Below are 14,154 nucleotides of genomic sequence, written 5' to 3' on the forward strand. Positions count from 1 at the left end.
ACGGCGGCGGCGCGGGATGGTCAGCCGATCGGCCCGTTCTGCCACGGCGGGGAGAAGAGCACCCGGCCCGGGGACGCACTGAGCAGGCGTCCCACCGCCCAGCACACGACCAGGACCACCGGCGCCTCCACCACGGGCAGCAGCCACAGGGCCGGCGTCGGGAGCGCGTGTGCCAGCCGGTCCGGCGGCAGCACGGTGATCAGAAGCTGGATCACCGGGACGTGGAGCACGTAGATCCAGAGGGTGCGCCTGCCGATGACGCGGGCGAACCACCGCAACGGCGCCCACCGCACCAGCACCGCGACGATGCAGCCGAATCCGATCACGACGGCGATCCCCCGGACCCGTTCGAACGCCTCGGACAGCTCGACCGAGGGAAAGAACCGGTCCGCCCAGATCAGGGCCGCGAGGGCGCCGGCGACGAGGAGCGCGCGCGGCACGGTGGCCCGGGACGCCAGTGACCGGACCGACTGCGGGAACCGCGCACCGATCGCGAAGTAGAGGCCGAGGGCGAGGATCTTCGTCCAGAACTCCGGTGTCACGTCGATCACCTCGGCGGTCCAGGAGACGAGACCGAAACCCAGGAGGACGATCCACCCCGGCATGCGGCGCAGCAGCGTCAGCACCACCGTGTAGACCACCAGCCCCATGAGATACCACAGGGGCGTATCCGGCACCAGCAGTTGTGCCAGGACATCGGCCGGACCGTCGACGCGGTGGGGCACCCCGTCCGCGACCACCAGCCCGACCACCGCGTAGATCACCAGCCATACGGCATAGAGCCACGCGTTGGCCGCGACCGGTCGACCGATCGCGCGGAATCCGGCGGCGATGCGTCGGCTGGCCAGCAGTCCCGACATCGAGAGCAGCACGGGCATCCGCAGGGCATCGATGAGCGCATTGAGCCTGCCCCACACGGAGACGACGCCCGACGCGGCATCGGTGGCGGCCATAGGCGCCAGATGCCACAGGCAGACATGGAAGAGGACGACCCCGCAGACCGCCATACCCCGGGCGGCGTCCACCCACGGCAGTCGGGCGGCGGCGCCACCGGCGGCCGATGCCGTTCGCGCACCGGCGGCGCTCTCAAGCACGGCCTGCGTCCCGCCGGCTCGCCCCGCCGGTCCGTTCCCAGTCCCCCGTGCGGCGGCCGGTGGCCGTGCCGCGCGAGCTCTCGCCCGCGGCGAGCCGGCGGGCCAGGTCCTCGTAGGCGTCGGTCACGTCGTCCCAGGTGTACCGCTGTGCCGCCATGGCCTGCAGACGGTCCCCCCGCACGGCGAGCGCCGCCCGGTCGCCCTCGGCCTCGTCGATCGCGGACGCGAGGGCCGCCGCGCCGGAGACGAAGCGGCCGTCGGCGCCGAGCACCTCCCGGTTGAAGACGACGTCCCACGCGATCACGGGTGCCCCGGCACCGACGGCGCGGAGCAGGGACGGGTTGGTCCCGCCCACGGAGTGGCCGTGCAGGTAGGTGGTGGCGTGGGCGTACAGCGCGTCCAGCAGCTGCTGGTCCCACACGCCGCCGAGGAGCCGGATCCGCGGGTCCCCGGCCGCGGCCCGCTCGACCCGCTCCGTGTAGGCGGCGGCGTAGGGGGCGGTGCCCACGACGACGAGCGGCTCCGTCGCCGCGGAGGCCCGGTAGCCCTCGACCAGCTCGGCCACGTGGTTCTCCGGCTCGAACCGGGCGACCACGAGGTGGTAGTGCCCCGGCGTCACGCCGACCCCGGTGAGCGGCGCCGCCGGGACGTCCGTCAGGAGCGGTGCCCCGTAGGCGATCAGCTCCGTCGCGGCGTCGAACTCGATCCGGTAGTAGTCCGCGATGCCGGTGGCGTCCGCGATCAAAGCGTCGGCGGTGCGCACGGCGAGGGCCTCAGCCGTCCGGTAGAACCGGCGCCCGGCGCCGCCCCACTTGCCGCGCTGCCACTCGAGCCCGTCGACGTGGACGGCCACGGGCACCCCGCGCGACTGGATCAGCGGCACGAACGGCGCGTTGGCGGCGTTGAACACGAACGCGGCGTCCTGCTGGTCGCGCCACCACAGGTGAACGGCCGACACCGCGGTGTGGCTGAGCGTCTCCAGCGTCTTGCGGCGCATCGCGGGCAGCTGCACGAGGCTCATGCCCCGGTACTGGGTCGGCGCGCCGGCGGACATGCTCCGGCAGTAGACCGTCACGTGGTGACCGCGCTCGGCGAGCCGGGCGCCGATCTCCTCGACCGCGGTCTCGAAGCCCCCGTAGGCGGCCGGCACGCCGCGCGTGCCCACCATCGCGATGCGCAAGGGACCGGCCGGCGGGACCCCGTCGGCCGTGTGCGTCGTGTTCATCGTCCCCCCATGTCCGCGGCACGGTCTTCCGCGCCGCCCGTGCTCAGTAGGCGCCCTTCTTGTTCATCATGACCTTGAGGGTCTGCCACATGATCATCAGGTCCCCGAGGATCGACCAGTTCTCCACGTAGTAGAGGTCGAGCCGGACACTCTCCTCCCAGTCCAGGTCGGAGCGGCCGTTGACCTGCCACAGACCGGTGATGCCCGGCTTGATGAACAGGCGCCGGTGGGTGTGGCCGTGGTACGCGGCCACCTCGGACGGCAGCGGCGGACGCGGGCCGACGAGCGACATGTCCCCGCGGAGGACGTTGATGATCTGCGGCAGTTCATCGAGCGACGTGCGGCGCAGCAGCGAGCCGAGCCGGGTCACCCGTGGATCGTTCTTCAGCTTGAACAGCACCCCGGCGCCCTCGTTCTGGCCCCGCAGCGCCGCCAGGTCCTGCTCGGCGGTCTGCACCATGGACCGGAACTTCAGCATCGTGAACGACGTGCCGTTGCGCCCCACCCGGACCTGCCGGAAGAGGGCCGGACCGGGGCTGTCGCGCCGCACCAGCAGCGCGATCAGGCCCATCGGCACGACCAGCACCAGCAGGGCGAGCGCGGCGAAGGCGATGTCCATCGAGCGTTTGACGACGTGCCGGCTGCCCGAGAAGGTCGGCAGGTCAACGTGCATCAACGGCAGGCCCTCGACGGGCCGGAACCGGATCCGCGGGCCGGCCACGTTGGTCAGCGACGACGCGACGACGAGCTGCGTGCTGGTCTTCTCCAGCTCCCAGCCGAGTTCGCGGATGAAGCTGGCGCCGGCCGCGAGCTGGCCGCCGACGATGACGGCGTCCGCCCCGTACCGCTGGACGACGGCGGGGACGTTCCTCACCTGGGTGAACACCGGGACGGCCTCGTCGCCGGCGCGCAGCCCCCGCCCCGTCACGTCGTCCTCGATCACGGCGGCCACGACCTTGAAGACGGCACCGGACTTCGTGGCGATCCGGGCGATGACGTACTCGACGTCCTCCCGGGAACCCAGCACCACGACGCGGGACAGGAAGTAGCCGTCCTTGCGGTGCCAGGTGAGCCATCGGCGCGCGAGCCAGCGCTCCAGCAGCAGGGCGCACGTCGCCACCGGGATCCCCGCGAACACGTAGCCGCGGCTGGAGTCGGCCTGGAAGGCGAGGAAGAGCACGGCTGTCGCACCGATCGCGGCGGCACCGGCATTGGCCACCGCCTTGTATTCGTCCGATCCCATGCCGAGAACCTGCCGGTCCCGGCTGCGGAACATCGCGAGCAGCGCCATCCAGACCAGGAACACGACGACGGCCTGGGCCATCTGCTCCGGGCGGAGCATGCGTCCGGTGAAGACCTCGGGATGGAGAGCGAGCTGGGTGCCGAGGATGCCGGCGAAGACGAGGGCGGTGTCCATGACGAGCAGGCCGGCGCGGTAGCGGCGCACCCAGCGTGCGGTGGTCATGGTGCCACCGGAGGCGAACGGGTGAGGGAGGCGCACGCGGGTGCGCGTGGTGCCCAGCCCCGTCAGATCCATCGATGCGTTGCCGACGCCGATGGCGTCATGCCCGAGCTGAGTCACGTTCCCCCTCCACCGGACTTCCGGGCCGCGTGACACGCGCCCGGAGGAGCCTCTTACTGAAGGAGTCGGCGGCGGCTGGGGGGGGCCTTGGTCTCAGAAGGCCATCCGCCGCCGACTCCGTCTCAGGGCCCCCCGTCCCGGTGGACCTCACCCGGCGTCGTCGACGCACGGTGAGGATCACCGGTCCGGGAGGATGGCGGGTGGTCAACACGCGAACGGTCGCTTGTGACCCCCACCCGAGCAGCCTCGCAGAGTCCCCCCAGGGCTGCTCTCGGTGATGCGGAAAGTATGTGAAAACCGTGCCGTGGTCCCCCGGCAGATCTTCCCCCGTTGTTTCCGCTTCTCCTTCAGTCTAGGTGCGTTCGCTGACGCGAACAGGGCTGGGACTACGGGTCTTGTCCGGCCGACTACTCTAATTCGACCGGTCAAACAGGTGACCGGCCGGTAATGAGCGTCTCACCACCGGGTATTCCCCGGACGACCACTCTAAGGGTCCGTGCCGGGCCCCGAGCGTGGCAGCAGATTCTCCCGCCGGCTCACCCCCAGCTTGGGGTAGACGCGGTACAGATGGTTCTCGACGGTGCGCACCGAGACCCCCATCGCCGCCGCGATCTGCCGGTTCGTCCGGCCGGCGAGCAGGTGCTCGACGATCTCGCGTTCACGCCGGGTCAGCACGCTCAGGTCGGGGCCACCGTCCGCCTCCGCACTGTCCACGCCGAGGGCGCGCGCGCCGTCGGCGGTCAGGCGCTGCAGCGCTCTCGCCCGGGCGTGGCCTCCGTCGGACTCGAGCAACGGAACCGCCGCGCGGCGGGCCTGCAGGGCGATCAGCGGGTAACCCATCTCGGCGGCGACGTCCGCCGCGGTGGCCAGACCGTCACCGTCCCCGTCGAGCAGGGCCAGGGCGTACGCGTGCAGCATGCCGGCCGACTCGCTCTCGTGTCCCTCGGTCAGCTCGATGACCCGTCGCGGGTCGCGCAGCGGGGCGAGGAAGGCGCCGAAGAGACGCAGATCCACCTCGAGGGTGAGCGCCCCGGACTCCGCACTGGCCCGCGCGATCGCCTCGAGCTCGTCGAGGGCGGCGTCGACCCCCACCGTCGGCGCCGACGCGAGCGCCATGAACGCCCCGGCCATCTGGTACTTCGGGTCGTTGTCCCGGGCGGGGAGCCACTCGAAGTCCTCCCGCGACCGCTGGGCCAGCGCGTCGTCGCCCCGCAGGGAGGCGGCGAAGGCGGTGACCCCCAGCGCGAGGGGCAGGCAGTTCTCCACGTCGGACTCCCGCAGCGCCTCGACCGCCGGCACGAGGTGGCCCAGGCCGTCGTCGACGTCTCCGGTCAGCACTCCGATCATGCCGCGCACGAAGCCCACGGCTCCGCCGAAGTAGAGGAGATTGGCCGGGCCGCGATCGCTGTAGGCCTGCATCATCGTCGAGACGGCCTGCCACTGCGGGACGTGGATGCAGGCGATCACGTGACGGGTGAGGACGTATTCGTGGAACCCGGTCAGCGACGCCGACTGCTGCATGAGGGCGAACGCCTCCTCGGTGCAGGCCACCCCCGAAAGAGGCCGTCCGGTCCAGGCGAGCACCTCGCCGAGCTGGGTGAGGGCGACGACGCGGCAGGCCAGGTTCTGGTCCGGGCTCGCGATGATGGCCCGCAGCCGCTCCTCCAGCCCGTCGAACCGCGACTCGAGCAGCAGGGCGCCGGTCTCGATCAGCTCGATGCCGATCCGTGCGTGCCGCAGCACGGCCTGCTCGTACTCGTTCACGGACCGCTCGGCCTCGATCCGTTCGAGCGCCGTGCCCCACAGCCGGGCGTCGGCGCGCAGCGGGGTGGGCAGCCCGAGGGTCTGCAGGTGGATCTGCGCCATCTGGATCACCGCGGCCGCGACCACGAGAGGCTCGGACGACGTCGTCGCGAGCGACTCGGCGATCTCCACCGCCCGCGCCGTGTTGCCGCGCAGGAAGTTGCCGCGGGCCATCTCCACCTGGGCCTGGCCGATCAGCTCCGGATCGGTCACCACGGACGCGGCCCGCAGGGCGAAGTCCGGGTTGTAGACCTGGTTCGCGAGACGGGCGGCCTTGATCAGGTGCTGGTCCGGCACCCGGATGCCGCAGTCGAGCGACCACGCGACGTGGTGCAGCAGCCCGTCGAACGAGTAGGGGTCGAAGTCCATCTGCTCGACCAGCTGCTGACGGATCAGCAGGGACCGGCCGCGCGGCACGAGTGCGCGCACCAGGTCTCCGTAGAGGGGGTGGCTCGGCCGCACGACGGGCGGCTCGTCCTGGCTGACGGTGAGGATGCCGGCCGCCTCGAGCTGGGCGATGGACTCGCGGTGCCCGAGCCGTTCGGCGACGGCCAGCGGCAGCGGATCGGCCAGGGCCACCAGCTCGAGGGCCCGTCGCTCGGCGGGGGGCCTGCCCACGAGCTCCCGCTTGATCACCTCGGTCAGCGGCAGCTCGGCGCTGGGGAACTCCCCCACGAGGATCCACACGCCCCGCCGCCGGACCAGGCTGTGGGTGCGGACGGCGCCCTCGATCAGCGCCTGCGCCATCATCGGGTTGCCCTCCGAGGCGCGCGCGAGGTAGCCGCCGACGCTGTGGAGGACCGGGCCGGCGAGGACGGTCTCGCACAGGTGCTGGATCTCCTCCTCGTCCATGGGCTCGATGTCGACCTGGTCGAGCAGTCCGTCGACGACGAGCTGGAGCAGGTCCGTCGGCAGGTCCGCCGACGTGCGGGCCAGCGCGACGAGGCGCAGCTGGCCGCCGGCCACGAGCTGTGCGATGAGTGCGGCGCTGCTCTCGTCGACGAACTGGGCGTCGTCCAGGACCAGCACGGGAACGTGGCCGGCGGCGTCCGGGTGGAACCGCGCGTTCAGCTGGCGCATCACCGCCACGGGCGAGTCGACGTCGCGCGCGCTCAGCCCACTCAGGTACGGGCCGAGGGCCCCGAAGGGCACGGTCGCGAGACTGCTCGTGGCCAGCACGGCGGAGAGCGGGAGCGCCCCGTCGAGCAGGTCCTGCACGCCCCGGCCGACCATGGTCTTGCCCATCCCGAGGGCGCCGCGCACGACGCTGCCCCCGCCGATCCCCGTCCGGAGCTGCTCCGCGATGCGTTCGGCGATGACCCGGCGGCTGCCCTGCAGCAGGGGCGAGACGTCGCTCACGAGGCGGACCGCGCGCGGTCGACGAGCGCGGCGAGTTCACCGCGTCCGGTGACGGGCAGCTTCTCGTAGATGTTGGCCAGGTGCCATTCGACCGTGCGCCGGGACAGGTGCAGGCGCCGGCCCAGTTCCTCGTTGGAGGCGCCGTCCGCCACGGCGACAGCGAGCTCCTGTTCCATCGGGGTGAGCACCTCGAGCCTCCGCGCGGCCGAGGCGGGGGTGGCCGTCCGCTGCTGGGCGCGCTGCAGCAGGGCCCGGGCCGCACGCCGGTCGGCCGCGGCGACAGGCTCCAGCGCGAGCACCCGGTCGGCGACCGCGGCGACGACGGCGTCCAGTTCGAGCCGCTCGGCCGTCTCCCCGACGGCGAGCAGCTCCGCCGGGTCGCCGCCGGCGATGCCCGCCGTCAGGTCGAGCGCCATCGCGGCGGCAGGCCCCTGCACACGCTCGGCGAGCCGGCGCGTCACGCGGGCCGCCTCCTCGTCCCCGGTCACGAGCGCGGTGACGGCCAGGTCGAAGGCCAGCTGCAGCAGTCCCTGCTCCTCCTCCGCCCGGGCCTGGTTCAGCATCGCGGCGGTCGCTGCGGCCCGGTCCTCCTCGAGCACGAGCCGCGTCGCGGAACGGAAGTAGTCGGCGTAGCGGCGCACCAGCCACTCCGGATTGCCCCGGTACGCGTCGAGCCGGGCGAGGAAGACGGCCGCTTCCTCGGGCAGGCCGATCCGGGCGCAGTTGTAGGCCGCCGCCCCCAGGGCGAGGGACAGCACCGGCGCCCTGCCGTCGACGGCCAACTGCGCGATGACGGGCCGCAGCGAGTCCAGCGCCCGGTCGTGGTGCCCCGTGAAGCTGTCGATCAACCCGTCCCACAGGCCCGCGAGCAGCACGATCGGGCCCGGCGTGGGGTCCGACTGTTCGAGGCCGCGGGCGACGAGCCGGCGCGAGTGCGGGAAGTCGACGGCCAGCATGCGGATGAAGAACTCGTGCTCCGTGAAGGCGAAGCGCGCCATCGGGGAGACCCCGTCGGGCGGGAAAGCGGCGCCCGTGGCCACGATCAGCCGGATGGCGTCCGTGGTGCGGCCGACGTGCGCCAGCGCCTCGGCGATCCATCCCAGCCGGGTGATGCAGTCGGCGGAGAGCACGGACCCGGCCTTCGGCAGGGCCGCGTCCACACCGTCGGGCAGGTGGGTGGCGACGATGTCCGCGTAGTGGCCCTGGTGGGCGGCGAGCTCGACCTCGGCGGTGACGATGCGCGAGAGCAGGCCCTCGTCGCCGGCGGCACGGGTGCGTGCGGCGATCAGCGCGGCGCCGGCGCGCTCGTAGCCGCCGGGCAGGCTCCGGAACACACTCTGCTCGGCGACGGCCAGCGCCACGGCCTCGGCGTCGGTCACCTCCACACCCCGGCGCGCCCAGGCGGTCAGCTCCTGCTCGGCGCGCCGGAAGTTGCCGGAGGCGCACAGCACGTCCAGCGTGATGACGAGGGCGTGCACGTCGTCCGCGGCGCGCGGGAAGCTCTCGACCAGGTGGGCGGCGCGGGCCGGGTCGAGCGCCTGCAGCGCGTACTCGGCGGCCGCGAGCACGTCCTCGGCGGCCACCGTCTCGTGGGCGTCGACCGCCCACTCGACCAGGCCGGCACGCGTGGCGACGGGCAGCGGCCGGTCCCCGACCGCCGCGAGCACCTCGCCGTGCAGCGCACGACGGCGCAGCAGCGGCATCTCCGCCCGGACGAGGTCACCGAGCGCGGGGTGCCGGAGGCGGACGGCCGGGGCACGCCGCTGGTCGACGAGCAGCAGGCGCTGGCTGAGCAGTTCGTCCAGGACGTCGTGCCCGGCGAGGTCGAGCAGCAGCGGCAGGGGCAGTTCCCTCACGCAGGCCAGGATGTCGACGATACGGCGGTGCTCCTCCCGCATGCCGAGGATGCGCTCGAGGGTGCGTCGGCGGCTCCGCTCGGCCTGACCGGTGACCTCCCGCAGCACCCAGATGCCGTCCTGGAGCACCAGCCGGTCCTCCGCGAGCAGACTCATCCGCATCATCTGCAGGTACCGGGGATTTCCCGCCGCGGCGTCCCAGATCGTGAAGGACGCCATCCGGGAGAGGACGCCGCCGAGTTCGTCGGCCAGCAGCAGGCCCGCGTCCTGCAGGCTCAGGGGTGAGAGATCGATGCGGTGCAGTCCGCCGGAGAAGACCAGGCGCTGCAGCACCGGGTCCAGCAGGTCCGCGTCGGGGGTGCACAGGACGAGGCGGACGACACCGCGGGCGCAGAGCTCGTTGAGGACGACGACGCTGCGGGCGTCGACGGCGTCGGCGTTGTCGACCCCGACGACGACGGGCCGGCCGGCCGCCCTGCCGCGCAGCAGCCGGGTGAGGCCGTCGACGACGAGGAACGGGTGGGTGAGCTCCGGCTCGGTCAGCTCGCTGACCAGAAGGCCGAGGGTCGCGTAGTCCGAGCCGGCGATCGCGACGCTGCCGCGGACCGTGAGCACCTCGGTGTCGGGAGCCAGGTCGTGGACGATCTGGCCGAGCAGAGCCGTCTTGCCGCTGCCGGCCTCGCCGACGACGAGGACCGAGCGCCCGTGGGCACCCCTCAGCTCGGTGAGGGCTGTGGCGATCTCCTGGTCGCGGCCGCGCAGGCGGGTCCGGTGATGGGGCACCACGAGGTCGAGCGGTCGATGACCCCCATCATCGCCGACGTGCGTACGGCCCATCCCCATGTACAGTGCCCCCGTTCGGCCACGAGATCCCCCCGATCCCGAGTCACGCACCCGTCATGACCCCACGTCATTGTGGGGTACTGACGAGTACGTCTGCGACTGGTCGTGATCATACACGGCAGCGCCCACACGTCCGCGGGCGGCCGCGAGCGTGACGCGCGAGCCCGCTCAGCGGGCGTGGAACCGCTGCTGAGCGGCGAGCAGCCCGTCGTCGACCACGGCCTCGACCGCGTCGGCGGCCGTGTCGACCAGCATCGGCAGCACGGTCTGCTCGCTCTTCGCGAAGTCGCTGAGCACGTGGTCCGCGGGGTCCCGACGGCCCGGCGGCCGCCCGATGCCGACGCGGACGCGGACGTAGTCCCGCGTGCCGATCGCCCGGGTGATGTCCTTGAGGCCGTTGTGGCCGCCCTCGGAGCCGCCGCGCTTGAGCCGGACGTCGTCGAAGGGGATGTCCAGCTCGTCGTGCACGACGATCAACTGGGCCGCGGTGATGCTGTAGTACTGCAGCAGCGCGGCGACGGGGCCACCCGAGGTGTTCATGTACACGGCCGGTTGCGCGAGCACGACCCGCGGGCCGCCGGGCCGCAGCCGGCCGGTGGCGACGGTGGCGCGGGCGCGGTGGTCGGTGCTGAAGCCGGCGCCGATGCGCCCGGCCAGCTCCTCGAGCACCATGGCCCCGACATTGTGACGGTGACGCGCGTAGCCGGGCCCGGGATTCCCGAGCCCGGCCACGAGCCAGGTGTCCGCGCTCACGCCTGGTGAGCGCCGGACGCGGTGGTGCTGGTGATCACTCGGCGGACTCGTCCGCGTCGGCCTCGCCCTCAGCGGCCTCACCCTCGGCGGCCTCACCCTCGGCGGCCTCCTCGGTCTCCGGCTCCTCGCCCAGGTCCTGGACGGTGGGCTCGGCGATGTTCACGAGCAGGGTCTCCGGGTCGGTGACCAGGGTGACGCCGGCGGGCAGCGCCAGGTCCGAGACGTACAGGTGGTCGCCGATCTCGCGGCCGGTGATGTCGGCCTCGAAGGACTCGGGGATCGCGGTGGCGTCGGCCTCGACGGAGACGCTGGTCTGGTCGAGGTTGACGTAGGCGTTGGGGTCGGCCTGCTCGCCGACCACGTGCACGAGCACGTCGACGGTGACCTTCTCGCCGCGGCGGACGCCCTGCAGGTCGATGTGCTCGATCAGCTGGGTGACGGGGTTGCGCTGCACGTCCTTGACCAGGGTCAGGTGGCTCTCGCCCTGCACGTCGATCTCGAGAAGCGCGTTGACGGTGCGCACGACCAGCATGGTCTGGTGACCGGGCAGGGTCACGTGCAGCGGCTCGGCGCCGTTGCTGTAGATGACGGCGGGGATCTCATTGTTGGCTCGGATGCGGCGGGCCGCACCCTTGCCGAACTCGGTGCGCGACGTGGCGGTCAGCGTCTTGGCTGCCATGGTGTCCTCCTGGAGGCGGTCGACGGTGGCCGCGGAGGTGTCCGCGGCCCGGGGCCTGCCAGACGGGGATCCCTGCTCTGCGGGCGATCAGTCTGCGCTGATCACCGAAAGCTGCCGGCCGGAATCCGGCCGGGGATGCCATGTCGTCGATCACGGAGCGGGTGCTCCCTCGCCTGGGCAACTTCACCAGTCTACCGGCTCGGCCGCGGGCGGTGAAACGGTGGGAGCGGAATAGTGCGGCAGAAGCGACGCCGCGGCAGGACGCCGGGCGTGCGATCCGGGAATGCAGAAGGGGAGCGCCGGTTCCCCGGCGCTCCCCTTCTGCTGTGCGATCGTGCGTCGCGTCAGTGGGCGACGCCGTCGAACAGACTGGTGACCGAGCCGTCGTCGAACACCTCGTGGATCGCCCGTGCCAGCAGCGGCGCGATCGAGAGCACGGTCAGGTTCGGGAACCGCTTCTCCGGGGGCACCGGCAGCGAATTCGTGACGATGACCTCGCGGGCCCCGCTCTCGGCCAGCCGGCGGGCGGCGGGGTCGGAGAACACGGCGTGGGTCGCGGCGATGATGACGTCACGCGCACCGGCCTGCTTGAGGACGTTGACGGCACCGGCGATCGTGCCGCCGGTGTCGATCATGTCGTCGATCAGCACGCAGGTGCGTCCTTCGATCTGGCCGACGACCTGCTTGGAGACGGCCTGGTTGGGCACGGTGATGTCGCGACTCTTGTGCACGAACGCCAGGGGCGCCCCGCCGAGCCGCTCGGCCCACTGCTCGGCCACGCGCACGCGACCGGTGTCCGGGGAGACGACCGTGACCTCGTCGACGTCGACCCGGGTGCGGACGTAGTCGGCCAGCAGCGGGATCGCCATCAGGTGGTCGACCGGACCGTCGAAGAAGCCCTGGATCTGCGCGGTGTGCAGGTCCACGCTCATGAGGCGGTCGGCGCCGGCCGTCCTGTACAGGTCGGAGACGAGGCGGGCGGAGATGGGCTCGCGGCCGCGGTGCTTCTTGTCCTGCCGGGCGTAGGGGTAGAACGGCGAGACGATCGTGATCCGCTTGGCGGAGGCCCGCTTGGCGGAGTCGATCATGATCAGCTGTTCCATCAGCCACTTGTTGATGGGGTACGGGTGCGCCTGCAGCACGAAGACGTCGCACCCACGGATGCTCTCCTCGAACCGCACGTAGATCTCGCCGTTCGCGAAGTCGTACGCGGAGGTCGGCAGCAGTTCGATGCCGAGTTCCTCGGCGACCTGCTCGGCCAGCTCGTGATGTGCGCGGCCGGCGATCAGCACCATCCGCTTCTCGCCCTGGACCTTGATGCCCGTCATGAAGGATCGCTTTCTGCCGTCGGTCGGTCGGTGGTGGAGTTCGATGCCGCGTCCGCGGCGGTTCCCGCCCGCTCGGCTGCCGCGGCGGCGGCGGTGCCGGCGCGGTTGGTGGTCACCCAGCCGTCGAGGTTGCGCTGGGGGGCGACGTTGATGGCGAGGGCACCGGCGGGAACGTCCTTGCGGATCACGGTACCGGCCCCGCTGTAGGCGCCGTCGCCGACGGTGACGGGCGCCACGTACATATTGTCGCTGCCCATCCGCACGTCCGAGCCGATGGTCGTGTGGTGCTTGTTGACGCCGTCGTAGTTGACGAAGACGCTGGCCGCGCCGATGTTCGAGTTGGTGCCGATGGTCGCGTCGCCCACGTAGCTCAGGTGCGGGACCTTCGAGCCGGCGCCGATCGTGGCGTTCTTCGTCTCGACGAACGTGCCGATCTTGCCGTCGGCGCCCAGGTCCGTGCCGGGCCGCAGGTAGGCGAAGGGGCCGACGGTGGCGCCGTCGCCGATCCGTGCGCCCGAACCGTGCGTGCGGACCACCGAGGCGTTCGCGCCGATGACGACGTCGGTCAGCGTCGTGTCGGGGCCGACCGTGGCGCCCGTGGCGACCGTCGTGCGCCCGTGCAGCTGGGTACCCGGGAGCACGGTCACGTCGGACCCGAACGTCACGTCGCGGTCGATCCACGTGGTGGCCGGATCCACGACGGTGACGCCGGCGCGCATCCAGGCCTCGACGGTGCGGCGGTTCAGCTCCGCGCCGACCGCGGCGAGCTGGACGCGGTCGTTGACGCCCTCGAGCTGCCACCGGTCGGGGCAGGTCAGCGCGGTCACCGGGACGCCCTCGGCCCGGGCCATGCCGATCACGTCGGTCAGGTACTTCTCGCGCTGGGCGTTCTCGGTGCTCAGCTGCGGCAGGACGCGGCGCAGCAGCGCGGCGTCGAACGCGTAGATGCCGGAGTTGACCTCGCGGATCGCGCGCTGCTCCTCGGTCGCGTCCTTGAACTCGACGATGCCGTCGACGGAACCGTCCGCGGCGCGCAGCACGCGGCCATAGGCCCCGGGCTCGTCGAGTTCGGTGGTCAGCAGGGTGACGCCGCCGGGCCGGTGCGCCGCGACGAGTTCGCCGAGCAGGTCGGTGGACAGCAGGGGCACGTCGCCGTAGGTGACGACGACGGTGCCCTCGACGTCACCCAGGGCCTCGATCGCGACCTCGACGGCGCGGCCGGTGCCGGGCACCTCGTCCTGGTCCACGATCACGGCGTCGGGGGCGACGACGGCGAGGTGCTCGACGACGACGTCGCGCTGGTGGCGGACGACGACCGCCAGCCGCTCGGGCTCCAGGCCTCCGGCCGCCCGCACGGCGTGGTCAACGAGGGACCGTCCGGCGATCTCGTGGAGGATCTTGGGCCGGGTTGACTTCATCCGGGTGCCGGCGCCGGCGGCCAGGACGATCACGGCGGTGGGACGGGTCCGGCCGGTATCGGGCTGCCGGTCACTGCTCACGGGATTCGTTCTCCTCGCATCGGGGTTCGGGTCGTTCCGCCCCTAGGACTCGAACCTAGACTCCACGGCTCCAAAGGCCGGGGTGCTGCCATTACACCAGGGCGGACCCGCCCGGTCTCACTGCGCCGGGCGA

Annotated in this window: 9 protein-coding genes and 1 tRNA gene; all 10 read right to left on the reverse strand. The window is 72.2% G+C overall.

The window, feature by feature from the left end:
- Positions 1-20: 20 nt before the first annotated feature.
- Positions 21-1,094, reverse strand: a complete 1,074-nt coding sequence (locus V6N00_RS11280) for an acyltransferase (protein WP_334232421.1) — start codon at positions 1,092-1,094, stop codon at positions 21-23.
- Complete coding sequence (locus tag V6N00_RS11285; protein WP_334232422.1) at positions 1,087-2,319, reverse strand: DUF1972 domain-containing protein; 1,233 nt, start codon at positions 2,317-2,319, stop codon at positions 1,087-1,089. Before V6N00_RS11285 ends, V6N00_RS11280 begins: the two co-directional genes overlap by 8 nt.
- A 43-nt stretch (positions 2,320-2,362) precedes the next feature.
- The gene (locus V6N00_RS11290; RefSeq protein ID WP_334232423.1) at positions 2,363-3,901 is read right to left on the reverse strand and encodes a sugar transferase; all 1,539 of its coding nucleotides are present in this window, start codon (positions 3,899-3,901) and stop codon (positions 2,363-2,365) included.
- A 486-nt stretch (positions 3,902-4,387) separates the two neighbouring features.
- A complete protein-coding gene (locus V6N00_RS11295; RefSeq protein WP_334232424.1) occupies positions 4,388-7,063 on the reverse strand; it encodes a LuxR C-terminal-related transcriptional regulator in 2,676 nt (891 codons plus the stop codon).
- Positions 7,060-9,705 (reverse strand): LuxR C-terminal-related transcriptional regulator, encoded by a 2,646-nt coding sequence (locus V6N00_RS11300; RefSeq protein WP_334232425.1) that lies wholly within the window; start codon positions 9,703-9,705, stop codon positions 7,060-7,062. The genes V6N00_RS11295 and V6N00_RS11300 overlap by 4 nt, the downstream gene beginning before the upstream one ends.
- Positions 9,706-9,930: 225 nt before the next feature.
- A complete protein-coding gene (gene pth / locus V6N00_RS11305) occupies positions 9,931-10,515 on the reverse strand; it encodes an aminoacyl-tRNA hydrolase (protein WP_334232426.1) in 585 nt (194 codons plus the stop codon).
- Positions 10,516-10,549: 34 nt separating this feature from the next.
- A complete protein-coding gene (locus V6N00_RS11310) occupies positions 10,550-11,194 on the reverse strand; it encodes a 50S ribosomal protein L25/general stress protein Ctc (protein WP_334232427.1) in 645 nt (214 codons plus the stop codon).
- Positions 11,195-11,538: 344 nt separating this feature from the next.
- Positions 11,539-12,522: a ribose-phosphate diphosphokinase gene (locus tag V6N00_RS11315; protein ID WP_334232428.1), complete on the reverse strand. Its 984-nt coding sequence runs from the start codon at positions 12,520-12,522 to the stop codon at positions 11,539-11,541.
- Entirely contained in the window at positions 12,519-14,021 is a 1,503-nt protein-coding gene (glmU, locus tag V6N00_RS11320; RefSeq protein ID WP_334232430.1) for a bifunctional UDP-N-acetylglucosamine diphosphorylase/glucosamine-1-phosphate N-acetyltransferase GlmU, read from the reverse strand. The genes V6N00_RS11315 and glmU overlap by 4 nt, the downstream gene beginning before the upstream one ends.
- A 34-nt stretch (positions 14,022-14,055) precedes the next feature.
- Positions 14,056-14,127: transfer RNA gene (locus tag V6N00_RS11325), tRNA-Gln, on the reverse strand.
- Between the last annotated feature and the right edge of the window lie 27 nt (positions 14,128-14,154).

The organism is Tersicoccus mangrovi (assembly GCF_036881825.1).
GTDB lineage: Bacteria > Actinomycetota > Actinomycetes > Actinomycetales > Micrococcaceae > Tersicoccus > Tersicoccus mangrovi.

Bases quoted from the DNA above. Each gene is read 5' to 3' on its own strand.
- V6N00_RS11310 (WP_334232427.1), bottom strand. From the start codon at position 11,194: ATGGCAGCCAAGACGCTGACCGCCACGTCGCGCACCGAGTTCGGCAAG.
- V6N00_RS11285 (WP_334232422.1), bottom strand. From the start codon at position 2,319: ATGAACACGACGCACACGGCCGACGGGGTCCCGCCGGCCGGTCCCTTG.
- V6N00_RS11315 (WP_334232428.1), bottom strand. From the start codon at position 12,522: ATGACGGGCATCAAGGTCCAGGGCGAGAAGCGGATGGTGCTGATCGCC.